Source organism: Pedobacter sp. AK013 (assembly GCF_014205835.1).
Taxonomy (GTDB): Bacteria; Bacteroidota; Bacteroidia; order Sphingobacteriales; family Sphingobacteriaceae; genus Pedobacter.
Genome location: NZ_JACHCQ010000022.1, coordinates 16,765 through 37,131 on the forward strand (window position 1 = coordinate 16,765; position 20,367 = coordinate 37,131).

The window sequence follows — 20,367 nt, forward strand, 5'->3', positions numbered from 1 at the left end:
TTTATTTATCGAAATATTTTCGACTAAGTTGGTCGAAGGTAGGAACGTTATGAAAATGCCATTTATTGATCACTACTCCGTTCTTCATCAATAAAACACCAGGATTTGCTCTTACCATACTTTTTAAGGGCACGGCATCGGCATAAAAAACCTCCGAAAACAGATTGTTCTTTTTGATAAAGGCCTGTGCATCCTGAGCAGAATTGGACGTAAGCAATACCGTACGGATATTAAATTGCTGAGTAGCGTTTAAGGCCAAGGCGTTTAATTTACCAATAGCAGTTTCATTAGTTGAATGAAGATCGTAAGCCACAAAAATTAAATTATAGTAGGGGTTTTCGATCAGTTCTTTGGTATAATCAGTACCCGAAGCATCAGTAATGTTCAGATCTTTAATTTTTGGTTCAAAACCTTTCTTAACTAGTCTTTTTGCCGGTTCGCCGATAATTTCCCAATTGTTATCCTTCCAAATCTCAGTTTTAAGATAGGCTTTATCGCTCATATCTTTCTCTTCATTGGTTTTCTTGTTCTTTAAGTGATACATGATTTCAAACTCATCTGGTTTTTCTCCTGGAGGAATCACCATTAATGATGGAAGATGTGCACCAACTTTATAAGGCAGGAAGTCGATAATCGGCAAAACATTATAAGTATACAGTCCAAAACCTAAAGATATAACTGTTACGGCAATGGCAATATTTCTTTGAATGGTTTCTTTTTTGAACAAAGGCTGGATCAGGTTCTTATTTAGAAAAATAACAATGATCAGCGCTAAAAGGATCAGGTCTTTACTGAACGATTGCCATGGGGTAAGTGGAATGGCATCGCCAAAACAGCCACAGCTGGTAACTACTTTGAACGCCGCAGATATAAATGTTAGCAGGGTAAAAAAGATAATGAGCAGCAATAAACCCCAGGCTACTTTTTCACTCCAGAAACCCAACAGCAATAAGGCCCCGAGAACAATTTCTAAAGTACAAAGTAAAATGGCAATACCAGTAGCCATCCCGCTCAGGAAATTCATGTGAAAAACTTCAAAATATTCCTGTAATTTATAGCCAAAGCCAAGCGGATCATTCGCTTTAATTAGTCCTGAAAATATGAATAAAGCACCGACAAAAATCCTGGAGAATCTTAAAAGTATGTTTCGCATCTGTATGTATCTATTTTTTAAAGGCTATTATGCTATTTATTTAACTCCGAGTTTAATTAGCGCGAAAACCGAATAGTTCAGCATATCCTGATAATTCGCATTAACACCTTCCGAAGCCAGGGTTTGTCCCTCGTTATCTTCTATCTGTTTAACCCTAAAAATTTTCATTAAAATTAAGTCTGTTAATGAGCTAATGCGCATATCACGCCAAGCCTCTCCATAATCGTGATTTTTGGCAAACATTAAATCTTTGGTCTCCGTTACCTTTTCTTCAAACCTTTTTTCAACTTCGGCATAAGGCATTTCATTCGGGTCACTTTCAGTCAATTCGAGTTGCATCATGGCAATAATGCAATAGTTTACAATCCCAATATATTCGGATATTACACCCTCTCCCACTTTGCTCACTTTTTTTTCCTCCAAAGTACGAATGCGCTGCGCTTTAATAAAAATCTGATCCGTGATCGAACTTGGCCTCAATATCCGCCACGCTGTGCCATAATCTTTAGTTTTTTTTAAAAATAATGATCTGCAAACTGCAATCACTTCATCGAATTCTGTAGAGGTATTTGTTTGTGCCAAAGCCAATAATTATTTAGTTTTTAGTGTATTTTTGTCGTGAAAAAACAAAAGCTAAAGATACATTTTTAAAGCGAAACCCAAATCCCCGAAAGGGTTTATTATGGCAGAAAAAAACTTTTTTGAGCCCAAACAAAGCTTAAACATTAAAGGTAAGCTTATCGATTTAAGTACGCCAAAAGTGATGGGGATTTTAAACATTACCCCAGATTCTTTTTACAGCAATAGTCGCACAAAATCGATAGATGAAGCTTTAAGCAAAGCGGCCCAGTACTTAAGTGAAGGTGCTACATTTATTGATATAGGCGGATACTCATCCAGACCAGGCGCCAAGGATATTTCTACCAATGAAGAGGTTGACCGCTTGGTACCAGTGGTAGAAAATTTAGTAAAAACATTTCCGGAGGCAGTTATTTCCATCGATACTTTCAGGGCGAAAGTTGCTCAGGAAACCATTTCTGCAGGTGCGCATATCATTAACGATATTGCCGCTGGCGATATGGATGAACAGATGTTCGAGACTGTAGCCAAGCTGCAAGTACCATACATCATGATGCACATGCAAGGTACGCCTCAAAACATGCAGCAAAATCCGGTTTATAGCAATGTATTGCTAGAAGTAATTGATTATCTGGCGAAAAAAATTGCCGCCCTTAAGGCCCTGCACATCCATGATGTAATTATTGATCCTGGTTTTGGCTTCGGAAAAACGATCGAGCATAATTACGAACTACTTAAACAGATGGAGGCTTTTAAAATTTTCAAACTCCCAGTTTTAGTAGGCTTCTCGCGTAAAGGAATGATTTATAAAACGCTTGGTACTACGGCAGCAGAAGCGCTGAACGGAACCACGGTACTTAATACTATTGCGCTGCAAAAAGGAGCCAGAATTTTAAGGGTACATGATGTTAAGGAAGCAGTAGAATGTGTGCAGTTGGTGGAGATGTTGGGTTAAACTGCCGCTATTGGATTAATTACCTTGGTCAAATATTTGTTATTATATCCTAAAATGATCAAGGTGATGACTCCTCTTAGGTTCGTCCTGCTGAACTTGTTTCAGCATCTATTCTCAAGAGACCCTGAAATAAATTCAGGGTGACGATCTTTATTAAACAATTAACCAGTTTAAACAATTAACCGATATTGTAAACTGAAAACCGTTTTACTATATTGCCATTAATGAAAGGATTAGATTTTGATTTTGTAAAATTCACCATTACCGATGTGGTTGACATTGTGCTTGTGGCACTTTTAATCTATTACGTTTATACCCTAATCCGCAATACCTTAGCTGTTAATTTGCTGGTTGGAATGCTTATTATCGCAATATTCTATCGTATTGTTGATGCTTTGCACATGAAGCTACTTACAGCCATCATAGAGAAATTTATGAGTGTGGGAATTATTGCATTGATTGTGATCTTCCACCCAGAGATCAGGCGTTTCCTTTTACTGATCGGAAAAAATGCTTTTTTACAAAAAAATAAGGCCTGGTGGGGGTATTTATTTGGCCGAAAAGAGATTGAAAGAAATAATTTAACCCGTATAAAACCAATTATCGACGCCTGTAAAAGCATGAAGAAAACGCGTACAGGAGCATTAATGGTATTTGTTAAATTCTACGATGAGCAGTTTTTTGCCAATAGCTGTGAGCTTGTTGATGCCAAAATATCAAAACGTTTGCTGGAAAGTATCTTTCAGAAAAACAGTCCGCTGCATGATGGGGCCGTGGTTATTTCTGAAAACAAGATTAAAAGTGCCAGTTGTATTTTGCCTTTAACGGATAACGACCAGTTACCTTCACAGTTCGGTTTAAGGCACCGCGCAGGTATTGGCGTTTCTGAAACAACCGATGCCGTTGCAGTAATTATTTCAGAAGAAACCGGAGAAATATCTTATGCCAAACAGGGCCGTGTAAGGATGAATGTTTCTTTCGGAGAACTGGAAAAATTGCTCAATAAGGATTTTTAGTAATCACAGGTGACGATCCAGTAAAATAACCTCCCAGTAAAAGCTAATCTTATTCATCAACCCATTAAACGCAAAATGGTAAATGTTTCCATTCACCATTTCATTATAAATTGAAATTATCTTTTATCGGTATAATCTCCCAATCTGTGTAATCATTTCCTAGCAGTATTGCTCAAAAGCACCGATCAGATTATCAGCGATCATTTGCGCTGGTCTACCCTCAATCTGGTGACGCTCGATCATGTGAACCAATTTACCATCTTTAAATAAAGCCATTGCCGGAGAAGATGGCGGAAAAGGCATCATGTAATTTCTAGCCTGATCTACTGCTTCTTTTTCCATACCTGCAAAAACAGTAACCAATTTATCAGGATGTTTTTCATGTGCAGCCGCTGCTCTAGCCGCTGGGCGTGCATTTGCTGCCGCGCAACCGCAAACAGAGTTTACAACTACCAATACAGTTCCCTCGCCTTTAATAGCTTGATCTACGTCTGCTGCATTTTTTAACTCTTGAAAACCAACGGTGGTTAATTCCTTACGCATTGGCTCTACTAAATATTCTGGATACATTATCTTAGTTTTTTATTTACAATATCAATGGTACAAAAATAAGAAAATCGAATGGCATGCACCATCCGATTTATATTTTTAAGGTAAAATTAATTATCTATTTCAAGCCTTTGATAAAGTTATCAAACATCTGAGGATTAGCGATGGCTCCAGCTATGACTAATATAACCATCACGATAAATAGTGCACTTAAAATGGTTGCAATCATTCCACAGATCTTGCCTGCTTTTGCATTTTTATATGATGATTCTGTATATAAACTCGGATTGAACCGATATTTTTTCATATCGCCAGCTCCTAATATCCAAGCTATTACGCCGAATATCAATCCAAATATGCCGTAAAAACAGCACGCAGGTATAGCCAAAATACCCAACACAAGAGAAGCTGTAGCATTTGGTAAGTTCTGCTGACCAAAGCCTCCTCCTCCAAACTGGCTAAATGGCGGTGGTTGTTGAAAGGGTGGTGGGGTTACTGGCCCATTACCCCAAGGCTGAAATGGGGCAGGTTCTGGTTTTTGATCTTTTGAAAGATCAATAGGTTTATTTTCCTGAGGGGTCTCTTGTTCTTCTGACATAGCTGTATTTAGATCAATTGGTGAGTGTATATTTTGTAAATGTAATTGATTAAAATAATTACTGCAACTCCTGCAAAAACGATTTTGATGAGCTGTGCCCCAAATTTAAAATCTACTTTTAGGTGTACGATGGTAAATAACACCACAAAAACGAGTGGGATTGTTGCGGGATAAAATTTAAACGATGCGATTAAATCCCCTTTAAAAAGGGCCAAAACCGAACGTTGCAAACCACATCCTGGACAATCTATCCCAAAATTCGCTTTAAAGGGACAGCTAAAAAGGTGATTTCCCAGCCAATCTAGAAAACTATGTTGCGGTTGAGCCATTTATATCACCAATAAATTTTCCCTGGGCATCTTTCCAGGCTTTATACTTCTCCAGGTCTTTAATCACTTGCCTGTACACCAGGTTTAGGATATAAATATCATCAACAAAGCCCAGAACAGGTACAAAATCCGGAATTACATCAATAGGAGATAAAAAATAAATCAGTCCTCCTAAAATGGCAATGATTGATCTTTTAGGAATTTCGGTATAATCGCCGTTCACATAATCTTTAGAAACAGCAAATAACAATACCAGCTTGGCCCAAACCCCTTCTAAATCGCCTTTATTGGTTACTGCCTTACCAAGCGCGTCTTTAATCGTATTGCTGGCTTTGGTTTTATCACTTAAGATTACCGAAGCTTTGCTTTGCGATTTTTTGAAGAAACCCAATATTTTTTCCCTGTTCAATTTCATGGTTAATCCTTTACAAATTAACGGCCAAAAGCATCATAATTGTCTTCCGCGTATTTAGTAAAACGATCTAATAACTTGATATTTTTATTTTCTATCGGTGTTAAATCATTATCAACGTTATTTTTAACAGGAACATACCATTCTACAGGATCGAAAAAATTTCTAAAAGTTTGTTTTTTAAAGGCATAGCCATGTCTGGCGAAAATGGTATTTTTAATAATCTGCAGATCTAGTTTTCTTAAATTCTTTACATCTTCTTCTTTGAGCACAGCGGTTGAAGCATTTAACTTAAAAATCTGATCGGAGGCGCTTCTGTAAAAAGCATTTGCCTCTAGGGTATCTATTTTTCCGTCTTCTGCAGTATCCACTCTTTTTATCATTTTATGATCGCTCCAGTCTACATAACTGCTTTCGCTTGGCAACATTAGGTTAGCATTGTAAGTAAATGCCTTTTTAATGAGCTTAAAGTACCTTTCGGGCCATTTCAATTCAGTTTTATAAGCGTTCCATTTACCGATTAAGGTATCGCCAACTAGAGTGATCTCAAACTTTCCATCGTACTTATCGCTGCCTGGTTCATCTAACACAAAAGTGATTTTCCCACCATCGTCAAATAGTTTACCTAATAATGGCCGGCTGTTCCCTGAAACCACACTCTGAGCAATCACCGTATCTTTGGTTATCTTTTTAATATTAATATTGAGTTTTCTTACCGCATCAGTCATATCGCCATCGTATTCCAGTTCATCTTCCGAATAAAAATCGCCGACCCAAAAACCGTAAAGTTCTTTGTGGATTTCCGGTTGAGCTACCTCAATGGCCTTTTTTTGTTCATTTGTTTTTTTAGTATCCCTGCAAGAAAGCATCAAAAATGGGAACAGCGCTAATAATAAGATCTTTTTCATCAATTAAATTATTTTCCGTTTAATGAGCCATTCGGCAATTAATAAATTGGGTATCCAGCCTAACCAGGCTATAATCTGGTAAACATCCATTGGTGCCAGATGAAATAAATATACTAAAATAACTTTCCATAACCTTAAGGTAATGGCTGAAGTTGCCAAAGCAAAACTGCGGTACATAAACTTTTTATGGTCGGTGACTTTCCTTTTCAAAATCAGCAGAACCGCCTTTAAGGTAAACCAGAACCATAAAACACCTAAAATAACAAATGAGGTTTTAGCCATTAAACCGCCATTTGCAAACCAGCCGATAAAAACGCCAGAGGGTGCGGCAAATAACAATACAAAGCTTGCATACAAATAGCCCAACCATTTATGTGCCTTGGGATATTTAGCTAAAATTTTAGAATTAAACTGCGTAAAACCAGCTAACAGTACAAATATGGCACTGTAGACATGGATGTAAAATATGGGAAGATAGGCTTTGATTCCTGATACTTCAGTCTGTTTAATCTGCAGAAAAGAAACTTCACCGCTCATTGGGATATACCGTAAAGTAATCTGCACCATTAACACAAAGAAATAGGCAAAAAACAATAGCCAGGCCACACGTTTATAGCTGATATTTTTCATCTATTTTTTTGTTAAAGAATGCCAATAACTTATATCGAAAGCAATTGCGATCAATTTCCACAGGCTCATACTGACATACCTAAATCAAGGTTAAGCTGATTTCATCATCTCCAAAATATCATCAACATATTTACGCTCATTGGCTAAACGTGGTACTTTGTGTTGTCCGCCGAGTTTATCTTTCGCCTTTAACCAATTGTAAAAGGTATTTGCGGGTGCGTTGTGCACTTTAGGGCGGGCTAAAGCCATATCTTTAAACCGTTTGGCATCGTAATCAGAGTTAACTTCACGCAAGGTCCGATCCATTACATCAACAAATTTTTCAAAATCGTTAGGCTGTTTATCGAATTCGATGATCCATTCGTGCCCACCGGCTTTTTCATCTTTAAAGTAGATCGGTCCGGCCGTATAATCTTTTATTTCTGCGCCGGTTTCCTGGCAAGCCTTAGTTAAGGCCTGTTCTGCATTATCAATGATCACTTCTTCACCAAAAGCATTGATAAAATGTTTTGTACGCCCGGTAATTTTTATGCGGTAAGGAGAAAGCGAGGTAAACTGAATGGTATCGCCAATCATATAGCGCCACAAACCACCATTTGTAGAAATTACGATGGCGTAATTTTTATGCAACTCTACTTCACCCAGCATCAATGCCTTAGGATTTTCTTCACAGATATTCTCCATTGGCACAAATTCATAAAAAATACCATAATCGAGCATCAGCAACATTTCTTCTGAGTTATCCTGATCCTGAATACCAAAAAATCCTTCTGATGCATTATAGGTTTCGAGATAATACATGTCGGCGGATGGGATGAGCTGTTTAAACTGTTCACGATAAGGTGCGAAGTTTACCGCACCGTGAATATACAATTCGAGGTTCGGCCAAACTTCCAGTAAATTGTGCTTTCCCGTAAGTTCGAGCACCTTTTTAGCCAGTACAATAGTCCATGTTGGCACCCCCGAAATACTGGTTACATTTTCGTTGATAGTGGCTTCTGCCATTCTATCCATCTTAATTTCGTAATTATCCATCAAAGCGATAGACATATCAGGCGTGCGGTAGTATTCTGCCCAAATTGGCAGGTTTTTGATCAGCACGGCAGATAAATCACCATAAAAACAATCTTCATTTAACTGATTAACCTGATGGCTACCGCCTAAAACCAAACCTTTTCCGGTAAACATCTGGTTATCGGGACGGTTATTGCAGTAAATGGATAGCATATCTTTACCACCTTTAAAGTGGCACTCTTCCAGCGATTCTGGAGAAACCGGGATAAATTTACTTCTATCGCTCGTGGTACCTGATGATTTTGCAAACCATTTGATATCAGATGGCCAAAGAATATTCTGTTCGCCATTCAGCATGCGCTCAATGTAAGGCTTCAGTGTATCGTAATTTTGGATCGGAACACGTTCCTGATATTGTTGTGGAGTCAAGATGGTTTTATAATCGTATAGTTTGCCCCATTCGGTATTTTCGGCACTATCAATCAAGGTATGAAACCACTCTTCCTGAACGTCGTAAGGATATTTCATAAAAAGCTCGATCTGGTGGATCCGCTTTTTCATTAACCAGGTAAAAATTGAATTTACAAATGCCATTTTTAAATGTTAAAATTAATGAGCTTCATTTTACCACAGATTTTCACAGATAAGCACAGATTTTTATACGGCGTAAATAATTTTATAGCAGTTTGTTTTAACATCGCGATTAGGCAACACACCAAATTAGAATTTGTTTGTCCACAGAAATACTTTTGTTGGTGATTAATTTATTAAACATCAAATTTCTTACGTTTCAGTACGAAGTTCGATCCAAGATAAACTTTTCTTACCATCTCGTTCTCAGCCAACACCTCTGGAACACCCTGTTCTAAAATTTTACCTTCAAAAAGCAGATATGCCCTATCGGTAATGGAAAGTGTTTCCTGTACGTTGTGATCGGTAATTAAGATTCCTATATTTTTATGTTTCAGTTTGGCAACAATACTCTGGATTTCCTCTACCGCAATTGGGTCTACCCCTGCAAAAGGTTCGTCCAATAAAATAAAATTAGGATTGGCAGCTAAAGCACGGGCAATTTCGGTACGGCGACGTTCTCCACCTGATAATAAATCGCCACGGTTTTTACGTACTTTATGTAAACTAAACTCATTAATCAGCTCTTCGAGTTTATCTCGCTGCTCCTCCTTGCTCATTTTACTCATTTCTAAAATGGCCAGGATATTATCCTCAACGGTAAGTTTTCTAAAAACCGATGCTTCCTGAGCCAGATAGCCGATGCCTTTTTGTGCCCTGCGGTACATCGGATCTTCAGTAATGTCTTCTTCTTCCAAGAAGATACGCCCCTCATTTGGTTTGATTAGCCCTACAATCATATAAAATGAAGTTGTTTTTCCGGCACCGTTTGGGCCTAAAAGACCAACAATTTCCCCCTGACTTACGTTAAAGGAAACATTGTTTACAACAGTACGCTGTTTATATTTTTTAACGAGATTTTCGGCTCTTAATATCATATATTGATTGCTCCGTCATCCTGAATTTAGTTCAGAATCTTTCTAATCAGATGCTGAAACAAGTTCAGCACGACGATTTATTTTATAGTTAATTAACTTTTATTCCTTTAATATTTAATTGCAAACGTTTTTTATCACGCCACACGTTTTCCTCTAACGTATAACAAACCGAAAACGGTACCTTTGGTTGTAAAAGATTTTGAAATTCGGCCAACCCAAATGCAATGCCTTCAAAAATAGGCGAATTTTGTTGTTTTATATTAATTTTTAAATGATTTGCACCAACAGCCATGGCGTGCTGTGCGAGATATACATTGTGGGTAACAAAAATAGGTGCCATATTTTCTGGCCCGAAGGGTCCCATTTGCGATAAAACGCGATAGAATTTACCATCTATCTGTGCCAGATCGATTTCAGCATCAATCCTGATCATCGGTGTAAGCAACTCCTCTGTAATACTAGCCGATACAATTTCTTCAAACTTATCAGCAAAGGCATCTACGTTATGTTGCTGCATGGTTAAACCTGCAGCAAATTTATGCCCGCCATATTGATCCAGTAAATCGGCACACCCGCTTAAAGCTTCATATAAATCGAAACCCACTACCGACCGGCAAGAACCTGCTACATGTCCGTTTGATTTTGTTAATACGATTGTAGGGCGATAATATTTTTCAGTTAAACGTGAAGCTACGATTCCGATTACCCCCTTATGCCAGTTTTCGTTAAAAACGACAGTAGTTTTTTTATTGATTAAAATATCACTTTCGCCAATTAAAGCCAAAGCCTCGCGGGTAATGTCCTGATCGTAAGTTTTACGTTCAGTATTTTTAAGGTTGATGAGTTCGCTTTGCTCTAGTGCGTTTCCATCTACCTGGCAAAGTAACATGGCAACCGCATGCTTGGCATGGTCTATCCTTCCAGCGGCATTAATGCGCGGGCCTAAGGTAAAAACTACATCGGTAATGCTATAGTTTTCGGTTTTGCCCGACACTTCCATCAGAGCACGCAAACCTTCGCAAGGGTTGGTATTTAATTTTTTTAAGCCGTAATAAGCTAAAATCCTATTTTCGCCAACTACAGGAACAATATCAGCGGCAATGCTTACCATTACCAAATCTAAATATTGCAGATAAGTTTCTTTAGGGAGTTGATGTTTTTGCACATAAGCCTGCGCCAGTTTAAAACCAATACCGCAGCCTGCAAGTTCTTTAAAAGGGTATGCACAATCAGCACGTTTAGGATCTAAAACGGCAATAGCCCGAGGTAGTTCATCTCCGGGTAGATGGTGATCACAGATAATGAAATCGACACCTAAAGTGTTGGCGTAATCAATTTTATCGATAGATTTTATTCCACAATCTAAGGCAATAATCAAAGAAAATCCATTTTCATTTGCATACTCAATCCCTGCGGTAGAAATGCCGTAACCTTCCAGATAGCGATCGGGAATATAATATTCTATATTTTCGGTAAGCTGTGAAAAGAAACTGAAGGCCAGTGCCACCGATGTTGTACCATCTACATCATAATCGCCGTAGATCAATATTTTTTCTTGCGTGGCCAGAGCAGTTTCGATACGGGCAATAGCAACATCCATGTCCTTCATTAAAAAAGGATCATGGAGATGATCAAGATCTGGTCTAAAGAAATCTTTCGCCTGGTCAAAATCACAAATATTCCGCTGCACAAGTATCTGTGCCAATGAGCGATCTATGTTGAGTTGTTCTGCTATTTTAATTACCGTGGCATCATTACAATCCGATGCCAGCACCCATCTTTTTTCCATTTAATTCTGTCTCCGAACAGTAAATATACATTTTAATTAAATATGATGGTGGTAAACTTTAACACGCTACTGTCCAAAGCATTTAAATACAAAAAGTTAGTTTTTACTTCGAATTTCCGGGATAAGCCTGATAAAGCTGCATCAAATGTGCTTTTTCATCAGCATACTTTGCATCGTCAATTAAGTTCACACGTTCTGCCGGATCCCAAGATAAATTGTAAAGCTCGCTCAGCTCTTTATCATCCTTTTTAGTAATCCTCAGTTTCCAATCGCCATCTTTTACACCTTCTAAAACATAATTATGATAATAGATTGGGCGGTGCTTTTTATTATCATTTTTGTTGGTTAGCAAACCAGAGATAGACTCGCCATCATATACTTTCTCTGGAAGTTTAATCTTGGTCCACTCGGCCAGCGTAGGAAAAACATCGAGATTAGAAATCGGCTTGGTTAACTGAGTATTGTTAAGCGTATGACCTTTCCAATATACGATAAACGGCACACGGTGACCGCCTTCGTAGGAGATGCCTTTAGATCCCCTAAAAATTCCTGCGGAACCTACATGGTAAAATTTGGTAAAACCATCCTCATACATCCGCTGTGGCGCATTAATCCATGGGCCATTATCACTGGTGAAGATGAAAATGGTATTATCGGCCTGGCCAGAAGCAACTACCTGTTTCCATATTTCAGCTAAACCTGCGTCGATATCTTCGATCACATCGCCCAATTCTCCGCCTGCTGAAGGTGTTTTTCTACTTTTTTGCGCGGCAAAAGCAACAGGCAAATGTGGCATATTCTGCGCCAGGTAAAGAAAAAATGGTTTCTTAGCTGCTGCACTTTTTTTAATAAATTTAATTGACTCGCGGGTATAAGAACTGGTTAAAATGCTATCGTGCGGTTTATAAATTTCTGGTTTGGTATTTCTGAATATCTTAATTGTGGTATCGGTTTTAACATAAGGCGCTCTATAATCATGACTATATAAAAGTCCATAAAACTCATCAAATCCCTTTTTGTTTGGCAGCGAAACACCATGATCGCCTAAGTGCCATTTACCAACCAAAGCGGTAGCATAGCCTGATTGTTTAAGCAGCTGTGCAATGGTAATTTCATCTTCGGGTATTCCGCGTTTATCGCCCGGACCAATTGGCCAAGGTAAATCCATCCTACTGCAATACCTACCTGTTAGTAAAGAAGCCCTTGAGGGCGTACAGGTTGGCGAGGTAGTAACAAAGTTGGTAGCTTTTATCCCTTTTGCAGCCATTCCATCTAAAAATGGTGTTTTAATCAGCGGACTTCCATAACAGGAAATATCGGCATACCCCATATCATCGGCCAATACAATAATTACGTTTGGTTTTTGCTGTGCTTTTAATTGTATCGAAAAACTGCAAGCCAGTAGAAAAATTAAGATTCGGAGATTCATGTGTGAAATTTAAGCATCATATTTTACAAAAAAAGGAAGTATCCAAGCTTTTACCAAAACAAATACTAATGTTTAGATTGTTACCTTTGTAAAAACATTAAAGATCTACATTTTGCAAGTTCACACCCTATTCGAAGGAACCTATTCTGTTGATGCAACAAAGAAATTTGTGCCTTTCGACCCCGCTATACATCATTTTAAAGACAGACCCGCATCGTTATTCATCAATGTTCAGCCATTTTTGGTTAAATTAAAGAATGATCTGATTCTTTTTGACACGGGTTTAGGTTTTAGTGATGACCACGGCGAGCTGATTTTACATAAAAACATCCGCAATGCAGGTTTCGACCCGACGGATGTAACCAAGGTTTTGATGTCGCATTTACATTATGACCATTCTGGTGGCATGATCCATAAACAAGGAAATGAGAAAGTTGAGTTGAGTTTCCCTGATGCAGAATATGTAATTAACCAAGGTGAATGGGAAACGGCTTTTAGCAGCACTTCTTCTTCTTACCATACCGATATTTTCGATTTTGTGCAGCGCAACGCGCAATTGAAATTTGTTGAAGGCGATGGCGCATTGGACGAAACCATTACTTACGAATTTACAGGAGCCCATTGCCCCAACCACCAAGTTTTCCTTTTAACCGAAGGTAAACAGAAAGTATTTTTTGGTGGTGATGTATTGCCAGAACCTGAAGAACTGGTTAAAAACTTTATTGCCAAATACGATTTTGATGGTCGTAAGGCAATGGAACTCCGCAAAGAATTTGGCAAAAGAGCAGCCGAAGAAAACTGGGAATGTTTGTTCTATCATGGCAAAAGTGCAGCTACGGGGTTTGTGGATGAAGTTGAAGGTGGGTTTAGAATTAGGTAGTTCATTAGTCATTAGTCATTAGTCATTAGTCATTAGCGTGAACAGCTCAATGGTGGCTTTGGTATGAGTTGAGAATTAAAATCAATTTATTTTCATCTCAGTACGTACTTGCATATTTTCGTCATCTCCGCAGCGGAGAGATCTTTAATTTCGCTGCACACTGCAACCCTTATTTCTTGCACTGCCTTTAATCTTTAAACCGATCAAAGCGACATCCTTTTGGCTATGGTGCCGAACGCAGTGAAGAACAGCCAAATGATATAGCGCAGAGCGGGAACTCACCTTAATTATTGTACAGCAACTGCTTTCCTAAACGGTGAAAGGCTCTCTTATAATTCTTTTTTACCACAAAGGTCCCAGAGCAGGAAACGAAAGACACAGCAGGGTGCATATTTAGAATTCTTAATAACGCTATGCTCCTCTGCACGCTCAGAGGCGAAGCTTAGTGCTCTTTGTACAAAACGCTGCATACTTTGCGGTTAAACAAAAAAAGCCCAGACAATGTCTGAGCTCTCCTTTTCCGAGACGGAAATAATTATTTTTTAGCTACTAATTTAACGGCTAATTCGAAGTTATCATCAATCGCTTTGTCGCCAATGCTATCGAAGAAAGATTTAGAACCATATTTGATGTCATATTTAGTTCTGTCAACAACGATTTTACCTGCTAAAGCTGAAGCTGTACCATCTGCATTAACTGTTACAGTTGCAGGGAAGCTTAATGGCTTAGTAATACCTTTGATAGTTAAATTACCTGTTACAGTTACATTTGCTCCTGAACCAGCAACTTTAGTAATTACGAAAGTTGAAGTTGGGAATTTAGCTGTACCGAAGAAATCGTCTGCTTTTAAGTGACCTTCTAATTTTGCGCTGCCATCAGCATCTTTAATTGAAGTCATATCAATTACAAATGTACCACCAGTTACACTTTTACCATTAACGGCTAAAGTACCTGATTGTAAAGCTACAGTTCCGTTGTGAGAACCTGTTACTTTTTTACCAACCCAAGTAATGGTTGATTTTGCTGCATCTACAGTATAAGTTACTGGTTTAGTTGGGTTTTTAAAAGCTGACAATGCTACTGCTGCCACTAATAAAAAAATTGAGCTAATTTTTAATTTCATTTTCTGGTTTTTTAAAATTTGATATAAATATAGATGAACTCTCGATTTACTGTTGTTGACCTATGTTAAGTTTTTCAAAAATAATCGGATTTATTCAAGATCATTCTATTGACTGCAGGATTATAACAATGGTTTAATTTGTTTACTTTTTTATGTGAACAGAAAGGTAGAAGGCGGAAGGTAGAGGGTTTTTGTGCTAAACCTAAAAAGACATAGGATGGAGAGTTGTTCCAACCTCTAAATATTCCTCTTTCTCCAGCTAACCAATAGCTCGCCTGCTTCAACATCCAAAAATGTTGCTACATCAAATAGTCTTTTAATTGAAGGCTGAGCCGTATTAGTACACCAGCTTGAGACGGTCTCCGGCGCAATTTTTAGCGCATCAGCCAATTCTTTATTGGTTATCCCTTTTTCCGCTAAGGCGGCCTTTATTTTATTATAATTGATTTTAGTCATAATTGATAGATAACCCCAATATAATATTTATAAAATAAGGCTACAAATCATAAAAACGCGTAATTACATTATTAAAATAATTTAATACTTAATTTTATTGATTAATTACATTATTTTTTTACGACTTTATATAAAATTAGAGAATAGATTATAGTGTAAATGGTAAAGCAAATGCAGATCTGTTATTCTTTTATACCCAGCTCATCGATTTTTTTAATGCAGTTATCTACAAGGACAAAAGAGTTAACAATTGCAATAAAAATGTGGAAGATTATAAACGATATTTTCTTCCTATATTTAATAATGGCAAAAAAATTACCCGATAATTTAAAAAATGGAATTGAAGCCCTTTCAGGTATCTCAATGGATGATGTGAATATTCACTACAATTCTGATAAACCTGCACAATTGGCTGCTTCGGCCTATGCACAAGGCACGGATATTCAAATAGCTCCAGGCCAGCAAGGACATTTACCACACGAGGCATGGCATGTGGTACAACAGAAGAAAGGCAAGGTTAAACCAACGGCACAATTAAAACCAAACGCAATTATTAATGATGCCGGCTTAGAAAAAAAAGCCAATGAAATGGGATCAAAAGCAAATAAATTATAAATAAAGCAATAGCTTATTTAAATATCGCACTTACTAAAGTGTTTACACCCCAATCCCCTCATCTCTAAACCTGACAGCAGCGAAAATCCTTTTTGTTTTCACTTACAGTAAAAGATTGCCCCGTCGTTCCTTCTCAGCAATGACGATAATAGGGGATTTACAAAACAAAAAGATTGAAACGAATGGCGGGGCTGCAGCCTCCGATGGAAAACTGGCATTCATTTCCAAAAAAAATCTGCAAGTTTTATGAAACGAATCCATAAAACTTGCAGATCAATATGTTCGTGAAGACACGAACCTAGGCATTTATAATAATTTATCTAAATAGATTGCCACGTCGTTCCTCCTCGCAATGACGATCGGGAGTAATTAAGGCGATGGAAAAGAAAACCCTCAACCTTCCCGCCCTCTACCTTACTAAGGAACGATCTCTTCCAAATAACTCTCTACCGGCGGACAGGCACAGATCAATGATCGATCACCATGACTATCGTTAACACGGCCAACCGATGGCCAGAACTTACGTTCTAATACATAAGGAAGCGGGAATGCAGCAGTTTGACGGCTATAAGCATGGTCCCATTCGTTAGCAGTAATTACCGAAACCGTATGCGGTGCATTTTTTAATGGGTTATCTGTTTTATCTAAAGTACCGTTTTCTACTGCAGTAATTTCATTTTTAATCGCAATTAAAGCATCGCAGAAACGGTCTAGCTCGTGTTTAGGCTCCGATTCTGTAGGCTCAACCATTAAGGTACCTGCAACCGGAAACGAAACTGTTGGTGCATGGAAACCGTAATCCATTAAACGTTTTGCGATATCGGTCACTTCAATTCCGAAAGCTTTGAACGAACGGCAATCTAAAATCATCTCATGTGCACAACGGCCCTGAGCACCTGAATAAAGTACCGGATAATGTTGCTCTAAACGCGCTTTCATGTAGTTTGCATTTAAAATGGCATATTTAGTAGCGTTGGTTAATCCTTCAGCACCCATCATGGCAATATAAGCGTGAGAAATGATCAGGATAGAAGCCGAACCCCAAGGTGCAGATGAAACTGCAGAAATAGATTTTCCTTTGTCGATATCAACCACAGCATGACCTGGAAGATAAGGAACCAGGTGTTTAGCCACACCAATTGGGCCCATACCCGGACCACCACCACCGTGAGGGATACAGAAAGTCTTATGCAAGTTTAAGTGACAAACATCGGCACCGATATTAGCCGGACTTGTTAAACCAACCTGTGCATTCATGTTTGCCCCATCCATATAAACCTGTCCGCCATTAGCGTGGATAGTTTCGCAAATTTCGATAATACTTTCTTCGAACACTCCGTGGGTAGATGGATAAGTTACCATCAAACACGACAGGTTATCTTTGTGTAATTCTGCTTTCGCTTTTAAATCTTCAACATCGATATTACCGTTTTCTAAAGATTTAACCACAACAATTTTCATATCGGCCATTGCAGCAGAAGCAGGGTTTGTTCCGTGTGCCGAAGCAGGAATCAAGGCTACGTTACGGTGGAAATCGCCTCTGTCATGGTGATAAGCGCGGATAACCATTAAACCCGCATATTCGCCCTGAGCACCAGCATTTGGCTGTAAACTCATAGCTGCAAAACCGGTAATTTCACTTAACCATTTATCCAATTCATTGAAAACAGAATAGTAACCCAATACCTGATCTGCAGCGGCAAACGGGTGGATGCGACCGAAATGAGACCAGGTAACCGGGATCATCTCTGCCGTGGCATTTAATTTCATGGTACAGCTACCCAAAGCAATCATCGAGTGGCAAAGTGATAAATCTTTAGCTTCTAATGATTTGATATAACGCAACATCTCGTGCTCTGAATGATGCGAGTTAAAGATTGGGTGTGTTAAATAAGCTGAAGTACGTTGTAATGCAGCCGGAATAACGGTTTCTACATTTTCTACTACTTCAACCTGATCGGCTGCGACAGCTTTAACTTTAGCAAAGATTTTAGCAATTAAAGCTACATCTTCGAAAGTACTGGTTTCGTCGAACGAAATAGTCACAACGTTACCAACATAGTTTAAGTTGATTTCATTATCGATACATCCGGAGTGGATACCACCTTTTAAATCGCCTAAATCGAAACGGATGGTATCGAAATATGCAGCGTTTAACTGCTCAAAACCTAAATCTTTTAATGTAGCGGCTAAACTGATGGCTAAACCATGTGTACGTTCTGCGATGGCTTTTAATCCTTTCGGACCATGATAAGCAGCATAAAAACCAGCCATAATAGCTAGTAATGCCTGTGCGGTACAGATGTTTGATGTTGCTTTATCTCTACGGATGTGCTGTTCGCGGGTTTGCAAAGCCATACGCAAAGCGTAATCGCCATGGCTATCGATGGTTACACCAATAATACGACCTGGGATATTACGTTTATATTCTTCTTTAGTGGCAAAAAATGCTGCGTGTGGTCCACCAAAGCCCATTGGGATACCTAAACGTTGTGTTGTACCTACCACCACATCAACTCCCCACTCGCCCGGAGGCGTTAATAAGGTTAAGCTTAAAATATCGGCAACTACCGTTAATTTAATATTTTGGTTGTGCAATGCAGATGCAAAGTCTTTGTAATCAAAAACTTCACCATTTCCTGCCGGATACTGAACAATAGCACCAAAGAAATCTTCAGTGGCTACAAAATCTAAATGATTTCCGATAACCAGTTCAATGCCATAAGGGTTAGCACGTGTTTTTAAAATATCGATCGTTTGAGGGAAAAGCAATTCAGAAACAAAGAACTTTTTAGCCGCCTGATTTTTACGCAAGCTATATTGCATAAACATCGCCTCCGCGGCTGCAGTACCTTCATCCAATAAAGATGCATTTGCAATTTCCATCCCGGTTAAATCGATAACCATGGTTTGGAAGTTTAACAAAGCCTGTAAACGGCCCTGGGCAATTTCTGCCTGGTACGGCGTATATTGTGTGTACCATCCTGGGTTTTCGAATACGTTACGTAAAATTACACCCGGGGTAATGGTGTCATAATAACCCTGACCGATAAAGCTTTTGAAAACTTTATTCAACAATGAAGTTTGTTTTAAAGCACCAAGATATTCAGTTTCTGATTTCGCTGCAGGCAGGTTTAAAGGTTGTTTTAACCTAATTGCCGTCGGGACAGTTTGTTCAATCAGCTCATCAATAGAATTTACGCCAACAGTGTGCAACATTTCGGCTGTATCAGCCTGATTAGGAGCAATATGACGATTTTGAAAATCTTCCTTGTAGTGGATATTTAAGCTCATGCGGTATGAATAATAAATTTGCGTGCAAAGGTAGCAAAAATGAAGCTGTATTTCACTATCAATCAGTGTAAAAAAGGCGTCTTATTTATGCTTAAAAGCTACAAAATAGGTAGATTTTATGAGCAAAGACCAGGACAAACGTTTGTTCAATTTCAAGTAAAATTTTGATTATTTGGAAAGCAATGCCTGTACTGAAATTTAAATTTGTTCCCGCCATCCGCTTCAATCTTTTTGTGATTATTGTATGCTGATGCACGAAGCATCTGTTTCATCGGCTGCAGATGCTTTGTACCTCAGCATGACAGTACATTCAGGGCTGCTGCGACCAAAAAGGATTTTCGCTGCTGTCGGTTTTATAAACAAAAGGAACTGCAATAAACCTAGGCTGCAGAATGCATTAGAATCATCTATTTTTAAATTCAGGCTTTTAGCTTAAACCTTTGGCCTTTCAGCTTAACCTTCCCCTTACTTCTGCACTTTCCAACCCTCGTCTTTACTCAGCTTTAACTTATAGGTTTTGGTAATGAAGTTGCTGTTTTTATTGGCATCCTTATCGAAGGGTTCAAAATCGGTGGTATTCATTTTAAGTGATACGGTAACTTTTGCCGTACTCGAATTTACCTGAGAAAAATCTACAGGTTTTTCATCGGCTAGAACATATTCTACCACTTTTACTGTTGCTTTATCGCGATCTTGTTTTAAAACCAGCGGACTCGCTTTGTCGGTTAAGGTAATTTGGTAAACGAAACTGCTATCTTTTGAAAGGAATTTCTTTTTAGCCGCTTTCAAATCTAATGTCACCAAGCCTTTGCTTGCTAAAGTTTTATATTTACCAAGCTCAAACATATCGTTGGTACTGTTAAACTTTATTTCTCCAAAGTTGAAACGTGTAGTTTTATATTCAGGATTAGCTTTCAAATAATCAGTAATTACTGCTCCAGCCTCATCCTGATTAATAGTGGTTTTGGTTTTACAGGCGGTTAATCCAACGATGATAAAAGATAAAATATAAATAGTCAATTTTTTCATGCGTATATGTTTATGCTTTTAAAGATATTTAATTTTTTGATATACAACCAATATAAACCACAGAGTGCACTAAGTTTTCACAGAGATCCTCTTGCCCCCTA

The 20,367-nt window shown here is 38.3% G+C and carries 20 protein-coding genes; 4 read left to right on the forward strand and 16 right to left on the reverse strand.

What is annotated here, in order from left to right; all coding sequences use genetic code 11:
• Position 1: 1 nt before the first annotated feature.
• Together HDC90_RS15130 and HDC90_RS15135 are read right to left on the reverse strand one after the other, a co-directional pair.
• The gene (locus HDC90_RS15130; RefSeq protein WP_184467779.1) at positions 2-1,153 is read right to left on the reverse strand and encodes a BT_3928 family protein; all 1,152 of its coding nucleotides are present in this window, start codon (positions 1,151-1,153) and stop codon (positions 2-4) included.
• Positions 1,154-1,189: 36 nt separating this feature from the next.
• Entirely contained in the window at positions 1,190-1,735 is a 546-nt protein-coding gene (locus tag HDC90_RS15135; RefSeq protein WP_131032057.1) for a DUF1599 domain-containing protein, read from the reverse strand.
• A gap of 100 nt (positions 1,736-1,835) precedes the next feature.
• Here HDC90_RS15135 and folP point away from each other — a divergent pair, with 100 nt between their 5' ends.
• Both folP and cdaA read left to right on the forward strand, forming a co-directional pair.
• A complete protein-coding gene (folP, locus tag HDC90_RS15140) occupies positions 1,836-2,687 on the forward strand; it encodes a dihydropteroate synthase (RefSeq protein ID WP_184467781.1) in 852 nt (283 codons plus the stop codon).
• A gap of 224 nt (positions 2,688-2,911) precedes the next feature.
• On the forward strand, positions 2,912-3,703 hold the full coding sequence (gene cdaA, locus HDC90_RS15145; protein ID WP_131532925.1) for a diadenylate cyclase CdaA: 792 nt from the start codon (positions 2,912-2,914) through the stop codon (positions 3,701-3,703).
• Positions 3,704-3,862: 159 nt separating this feature from the next.
• Here cdaA and HDC90_RS15150 read toward each other — a convergent pair whose 3' ends face one another.
• The 10 genes from HDC90_RS15150 to HDC90_RS15195 all read right to left on the reverse strand — a co-directional run bounded on the left by HDC90_RS15150 (position 3,863) and on the right by HDC90_RS15195 (position 12,869).
• On the reverse strand, positions 3,863-4,273 hold the full coding sequence (locus HDC90_RS15150) for a BrxA/BrxB family bacilliredoxin (protein WP_184467782.1): 411 nt from the start codon (positions 4,271-4,273) through the stop codon (positions 3,863-3,865).
• Between the two features lie 97 nt (positions 4,274-4,370).
• Complete coding sequence (locus HDC90_RS25345; protein WP_221451864.1) at positions 4,371-4,850, reverse strand: CCC motif membrane protein; 480 nt, start codon at positions 4,848-4,850, stop codon at positions 4,371-4,373.
• Between the two features lie 8 nt (positions 4,851-4,858).
• Entirely contained in the window at positions 4,859-5,179 is a 321-nt protein-coding gene (locus HDC90_RS15160) for a DUF2752 domain-containing protein (protein WP_184467784.1), read from the reverse strand.
• Positions 5,160-5,594 (reverse strand): YkvA family protein, encoded by a 435-nt coding sequence (locus HDC90_RS15165; RefSeq protein ID WP_184467786.1) that lies wholly within the window; start codon positions 5,592-5,594, stop codon positions 5,160-5,162. Before HDC90_RS15165 ends, HDC90_RS15160 begins: the two co-directional genes overlap by 20 nt.
• A gap of 17 nt (positions 5,595-5,611) precedes the next feature.
• Positions 5,612-6,499: a YARHG domain-containing protein gene (locus HDC90_RS15170; RefSeq protein WP_184467788.1), complete on the reverse strand. Its 888-nt coding sequence runs from the start codon at positions 6,497-6,499 to the stop codon at positions 5,612-5,614.
• A gap of 3 nt (positions 6,500-6,502) precedes the next feature.
• Positions 6,503-7,129, reverse strand: coding sequence for a DUF2306 domain-containing protein (locus tag HDC90_RS15175; RefSeq protein WP_255497693.1), 627 nt, complete (start codon positions 7,127-7,129; stop codon positions 6,503-6,505).
• A gap of 90 nt (positions 7,130-7,219) precedes the next feature.
• A complete protein-coding gene (locus HDC90_RS15180) occupies positions 7,220-8,737 on the reverse strand; it encodes a GH3 auxin-responsive promoter family protein (protein ID WP_184467790.1) in 1,518 nt (505 codons plus the stop codon).
• A 173-nt stretch (positions 8,738-8,910) separates the two neighbouring features.
• Positions 8,911-9,651 (reverse strand): LPS export ABC transporter ATP-binding protein, encoded by a 741-nt coding sequence (gene lptB, locus HDC90_RS15185; RefSeq protein WP_108197705.1) that lies wholly within the window; start codon positions 9,649-9,651, stop codon positions 8,911-8,913.
• A gap of 88 nt (positions 9,652-9,739) precedes the next feature.
• Positions 9,740-11,440, reverse strand: a complete 1,701-nt coding sequence (recJ, locus tag HDC90_RS15190) for a single-stranded-DNA-specific exonuclease RecJ (RefSeq protein WP_184467792.1) — start codon at positions 11,438-11,440, stop codon at positions 9,740-9,742.
• Positions 11,441-11,543: 103 nt separating this feature from the next.
• Positions 11,544-12,869: a sulfatase-like hydrolase/transferase gene (locus HDC90_RS15195; RefSeq protein WP_184467794.1), complete on the reverse strand. Its 1,326-nt coding sequence runs from the start codon at positions 12,867-12,869 to the stop codon at positions 11,544-11,546.
• A gap of 112 nt (positions 12,870-12,981) precedes the next feature.
• Here HDC90_RS15195 and HDC90_RS15200 point away from each other — a divergent pair, with 112 nt between their 5' ends.
• Positions 12,982-13,749, forward strand: a complete 768-nt coding sequence (locus HDC90_RS15200; RefSeq protein ID WP_184467796.1) for an MBL fold metallo-hydrolase — start codon at positions 12,982-12,984, stop codon at positions 13,747-13,749.
• Between the two features lie 535 nt (positions 13,750-14,284).
• Here HDC90_RS15200 and HDC90_RS15205 read toward each other — a convergent pair.
• Together HDC90_RS15205 and HDC90_RS15210 are read right to left on the reverse strand one after the other, a co-directional pair.
• Entirely contained in the window at positions 14,285-14,872 is a 588-nt protein-coding gene (locus HDC90_RS15205) for a YceI family protein (protein ID WP_184467798.1), read from the reverse strand.
• Positions 14,873-15,109: 237 nt separating this feature from the next.
• Complete coding sequence (locus HDC90_RS15210; RefSeq protein ID WP_184467800.1) at positions 15,110-15,328, reverse strand: helix-turn-helix transcriptional regulator; 219 nt, start codon at positions 15,326-15,328, stop codon at positions 15,110-15,112.
• A 303-nt stretch (positions 15,329-15,631) separates the two neighbouring features.
• On the opposite strand from HDC90_RS15210, the gene HDC90_RS15215 reads away from it, so the two are divergent.
• Positions 15,632-15,943, forward strand: a complete 312-nt coding sequence (locus tag HDC90_RS15215; protein ID WP_221451865.1) for a DUF4157 domain-containing protein — start codon at positions 15,632-15,634, stop codon at positions 15,941-15,943.
• Between the two features lie 417 nt (positions 15,944-16,360).
• On the opposite strand, the gene gcvP is transcribed toward HDC90_RS15215, so the two are convergent.
• Positions 16,361-19,237, reverse strand: coding sequence for an aminomethyl-transferring glycine dehydrogenase (gene gcvP, locus HDC90_RS15220; protein WP_184467804.1), 2,877 nt, complete (start codon positions 19,235-19,237; stop codon positions 16,361-16,363).
• Between the two features lie 465 nt (positions 19,238-19,702).
• A complete protein-coding gene (locus HDC90_RS15225) occupies positions 19,703-20,266 on the reverse strand; it encodes a hypothetical protein (RefSeq protein WP_184467806.1) in 564 nt (187 codons plus the stop codon).
• Positions 20,267-20,367: the final 101 nt, after the last annotated feature.

What these genes read in the sequence shown, in the direction of transcription:
- HDC90_RS15195 (WP_184467794.1), bottom strand. Translation starts at nt 12,869, where the DNA reads ATGAATCTCCGAATCTTAATTTTTCTACTGGCTTGCAGTTTTTCGATA.
- HDC90_RS15150 (WP_184467782.1), bottom strand. Translation starts at nt 4,273, where the DNA reads ATGTATCCAGAATATTTAGTAGAGCCAATGCGTAAGGAATTAACCACC.
- folP (WP_184467781.1), top strand. Translation starts at nt 1,836, where the DNA reads ATGGCAGAAAAAAACTTTTTTGAGCCCAAACAAAGCTTAAACATTAAA.
- cdaA (WP_131532925.1), top strand. Translation starts at nt 2,912, where the DNA reads ATGAAAGGATTAGATTTTGATTTTGTAAAATTCACCATTACCGATGTG.
- HDC90_RS15180 (WP_184467790.1), bottom strand. Translation starts at nt 8,737, where the DNA reads ATGGCATTTGTAAATTCAATTTTTACCTGGTTAATGAAAAAGCGGATC.
- HDC90_RS15210 (WP_184467800.1), bottom strand. Translation starts at nt 15,328, where the DNA reads ATGACTAAAATCAATTATAATAAAATAAAGGCCGCCTTAGCGGAAAAA.
- HDC90_RS15170 (WP_184467788.1), bottom strand. Translation starts at nt 6,499, where the DNA reads ATGAAAAAGATCTTATTATTAGCGCTGTTCCCATTTTTGATGCTTTCT.
- HDC90_RS15175 (WP_255497693.1), bottom strand. Translation starts at nt 7,129, where the DNA reads ATGAAAAATATCAGCTATAAACGTGTGGCCTGGCTATTGTTTTTTGCC.
- HDC90_RS25345 (WP_221451864.1), bottom strand. Translation starts at nt 4,850, where the DNA reads ATGTCAGAAGAACAAGAGACCCCTCAGGAAAATAAACCTATTGATCTT.
- HDC90_RS15225 (WP_184467806.1), bottom strand. Translation starts at nt 20,266, where the DNA reads ATGAAAAAATTGACTATTTATATTTTATCTTTTATCATCGTTGGATTA.
- gcvP (WP_184467804.1), bottom strand. Translation starts at nt 19,237, where the DNA reads ATGAGCTTAAATATCCACTACAAGGAAGATTTTCAAAATCGTCATATT.
- HDC90_RS15165 (WP_184467786.1), bottom strand. Translation starts at nt 5,594, where the DNA reads ATGAAATTGAACAGGGAAAAAATATTGGGTTTCTTCAAAAAATCGCAA.
- HDC90_RS15160 (WP_184467784.1), bottom strand. Translation starts at nt 5,179, where the DNA reads ATGGCTCAACCGCAACATAGTTTTCTAGATTGGCTGGGAAATCACCTT.
- HDC90_RS15205 (WP_184467798.1), bottom strand. Translation starts at nt 14,872, where the DNA reads ATGAAATTAAAAATTAGCTCAATTTTTTTATTAGTGGCAGCAGTAGCA.
- HDC90_RS15215 (WP_221451865.1), top strand. Translation starts at nt 15,632, where the DNA reads ATGGCAAAAAAATTACCCGATAATTTAAAAAATGGAATTGAAGCCCTT.
- HDC90_RS15130 (WP_184467779.1), bottom strand. Translation starts at nt 1,153, where the DNA reads ATGCGAAACATACTTTTAAGATTCTCCAGGATTTTTGTCGGTGCTTTA.
- lptB (WP_108197705.1), bottom strand. Translation starts at nt 9,651, where the DNA reads ATGATATTAAGAGCCGAAAATCTCGTTAAAAAATATAAACAGCGTACT.
- recJ (WP_184467792.1), bottom strand. Translation starts at nt 11,440, where the DNA reads ATGGAAAAAAGATGGGTGCTGGCATCGGATTGTAATGATGCCACGGTA.